Source organism: Longimicrobium sp., assembly GCF_036280135.1.
In the GTDB taxonomy this organism is placed as follows: Bacteria; Gemmatimonadota; Gemmatimonadetes; order Longimicrobiales; family Longimicrobiaceae; genus Longimicrobium.
In genome coordinates this window covers 1-3,264 of sequence record NZ_DASURI010000540.1, presented here as the reverse complement: position 1 = coordinate 3,264, position 3,264 = coordinate 1, and the positions used below count along the sequence as shown (strand labels likewise).

At 72.6% G+C, this 3,264-nt stretch carries 3 protein-coding genes; 2 read left to right on the top strand and 1 reads right to left on the bottom strand.

Annotated features, from left to right (window positions below):
- Positions 1-149: prepilin-type N-terminal cleavage/methylation domain-containing protein (locus tag VFZ20_RS32780; RefSeq protein WP_349264102.1), on the bottom strand; the 149-nt coding region annotated here is incomplete at its 3' end.
- Positions 150-448: 299 nt separating this feature from the next.
- Here VFZ20_RS32780 and VFZ20_RS17350 point away from each other — a divergent pair.
- Positions 449-2,458: a tetratricopeptide repeat protein gene (locus tag VFZ20_RS17350; protein WP_329685179.1), complete on the top strand. Its 2,010-nt coding sequence runs from the start codon at positions 449-451 to the stop codon at positions 2,456-2,458.
- 203 nt (positions 2,459-2,661) lie between these two features.
- Positions 2,662-3,264 (top strand): carbamoyl-phosphate synthase domain-containing protein (locus VFZ20_RS17345; protein ID WP_329685178.1); only part of this gene is annotated, 603 nt, incomplete at its 3' end.

Here is a 3,264-nt window from a genome sequence, read left to right as displayed (position 1 = left end):
TTGAGGATGACCTCGGCCTCCTTCTCCTTGGAGCGCGCCGACGCGTTGCTGAACTTGGGGATCGCGATGGCGGCCAGGATGCCGATGATCACGACCACGATCATGAGCTCGATCAGGGTGAAGCCGTCGCGGTTGCGGAGGGTGCGCATGGGGGTCTCCAGGTACTGTGATGAAGTGGTTGGCGTCAGCAACACATCGTGCTGTACGGCGGCGGGATAAGGCAACGGGTGTACCATCCGCCTCGTATTTTGCAAGTTGTTGCAGGACGTGTGTTTAGGTGCGGTGGTCCGCCCCCGTGGCCCCGTTCGGGCTCTCCCATCCCGCATGGTTCCGTGCAGAGTGCAAGAAGCTGCTCCCGTCCCCGGGTACAGCCTTGCGGCGCCATGGCACGGGGCGATACGCTGGGGCCGTGGCATCCGCCGCCATGGCATCTCCTCCCCATCCGCAGATGAGCTCCATCACACGCCAGCTCCGCTCGCTTCCCGGCGGGTTCGTCGCCGTGCTCGCCGCCCTCGTGGCCTGCGCCGTCTACGCCAACGCCCTGCGCAACGGATACGCGCTGGACGACGACTACGTCCTGCGCAACAACCCGCTCGTGCACGGGCTGGGCAACGTGGGCGCCCTGCTGGGCGGCCCGTACTGGCCGGGCTCCAACGAGATGTACCGGCCCGTCACCCTGCTGAGCTTTGCCGTGGAGTGGGCGCTGTTCGGCGACGCACCGGCCGTCTTTCACGCGGTCAACGTCCTGCTGCACGCCCTGGCGTCGGCCCTCGTGGCGTGGCTGGTGCTGCGGCTGGGCGCGGGGCGCGCGGCGGCGCTGGGGGCCGGCGTGCTGTTCGCCGTCCATCCGGTGCACGTGGAGGCCGTCGCGAACCTGGTGGGCCGGGCGGAGGTGCTGGCCACGCTGGGCGTGCTGGCCGCGTGCCACGTGTACCTGGGCGCCGCGCGCCTGGACCCGCGGCGCGTGGCCCTCATCGCCGTGCTGTACCTGCTGGCGCTGGGGTCCAAGGAATCCGCCGTGGCGCTTCCCGCGCTGCTGCTGGTGCTGGACGCCCTGCGCGCCCGCTCCGGCAAGGCGTCCGCCGGCGGGCTGCTGCGCCGCAACGCGCCCCTGCTGGGGGTGCTCGCGGCGGCCCTGGCCGGCTACGTGGCCCTGCGGCTGGCCGTGCTGGGGTGGGTGGAGACGGACCCCGCGCCGTACCTGCGCGGCCTGTCCACGGCCGACCGCCTGGCCACGGCCGCGCGGCTGTGGCCGGAGTACCTGCGGCTGATGTTCTGGCCCGTGGACCTGTCGGCGGAGTGGGGGCCGGACGCGCTGCGGCCCGCCACCTGGGGCGACCCGCTGGCGTGGATCGGCCTGCTGCTGGGCATGGCGCTGGGCGCCGTGGCGTGGATGTCGTGGAAGTCGGACCGGTGGATCGCCGCGGGCATCCTGTGGTTCGCCCTGGCCGTCCTGCCCGTGTCGCAGGTCGTCTTTCCCGTGGGGTTCCTGCTGGCGGAGCGCACGCTGTACCTGCCGTCCGTGGCGCTGGCGTTCTTCATCCCCCCCGCCGTGGCGGCCCTGCGCAGGTATCCCGCGCAGCTGAGCCAGGCGCTGGCCACGGCGGGCGCCCTCGTGCTGCTGCTGGGCCTGCGCACGTGGACGCGCACGCCCACGTGGGAATCCACCAACACGGTGTTCCAGCAGATGGTGCGCGACCATCCCAACCTGTGGATGGTGCAGTGGAACGCGGGCGAGCTGCTGGTGCGCGGCGGCCGCGCGGACGAGGCGCTGCCGTGGTACGAGCGGGCGGGGCAAAAGGTGAACTTCAACCACCCCGGGATGAACGTGGACTACGCCCGCATCCTGCTGGACCAGGGGCGGCTGGACCCCGCGGAGGCCTTGCTGCGCCGCACGCTGGACCTGGAGCCGCGGATGGGCGCCGCGCGGGTGCACCTGGGATCGGTGCTGGTGCAGCGCGGCCGCTACCGGTACGCCCTGGCCGTGCTGAGCCCGGACTCGATGGACGCGGTGGATGATGCCACGCGCGACCGCCTGGCGCACCGCCGCGCGCTGGCGTACGACGGCCTGGGGCAGGTGGACAGCGCCCTGGCCGTGCGGCAGGCGTCGCTGCGGCAGGCCGGCGGCGCGGCCACGGGGCCCGCGTGGTACCACTACGCCCGGCTGCTGGCCCTGCGCGGCCGCGAGGACGAGGCGCGCGCCGCCGTGGACAGCGCCCGCGCCCGCTTCGCGCCCGAGGTCCGCGACCGGGTGACGGTCGATCCGCTGCCCACGCTGGACGAGCCGCTGCTGCGCGGCTGGGGCCGCCTGCCCGCGCCGCCGTCCGCATCCACGGATACGACGGCCTCTGCCGGGACGGCTGCCTCCGCCGCCCCCGCGACGCCGACGGATTCATCGGCTCTGGCGGATTCCGCGATGCGGACGGGCGGGGCGGGGGACGGGCCGACGCGGCCGTAGGCCAGCGGCGGGTCCGACGCAGGTGCGGCGCGTATGGATCGATGTGTGGAGGGAGGCGGATCCGGACGGTCCGCCTCCCTCCGTCGTCTGTTCCCGCACCCGCCGCGGGAGGCGTTCTTGACATCGTCCCCGGGGATCGTAGATTCCCCGCCCGCATCTCCCGCTCTCGCATGTACTTGCCCATCCCCCACCGGAGGACGTCGTTGGCCGAGCCCGCAGTGCTGATGCTGGAGGACGGACGCGTGTTCCATGGCGAGGCGTACGGCGCCCGCGGCACCGCGTTCGGCGAGGTGGTCTTCAACACGTCCATGACCGGCTACCAGGAGGTCCTGACGGACCCCTCGTACTCCGGGCAGATCATCACCATGACGTACCCGCTCATCGGCAACTACGGCGTGAACGCCGAGGACGAGGAGAGCGGGCACCCGCAGGTCGCCGGGTTCGTGCTGCACGAGGCGCCGCCCGTGTACAGCAACTGGCGCGCGGCCGAGTCGCTGGAGGCGTACCTGCGGCGGCACAACGTGGTGGCCATCACGGGCATCGACACCCGCGCCCTTACCCGGCACATCCGCTCGCTGGGCGCCATGCGCGGCGCCATTGCCACGGGCGAGGTGGACACGGACGGGCTGATGGAGCAGATCTGCGCCCAGCCGCAGATGGCCGGGCTGGACCTGGCCTGCGGCGTGTCGACGGACGACCGCTACGTGGTCCCCGCCGTCACGGGCGACGCGCGGTTCCGGGTGCTGGCGTACGACTTCGGCGTCAAGTCGCACTCGCTCAAGCTGCTGGCGCAGAAGGGGTGCGAG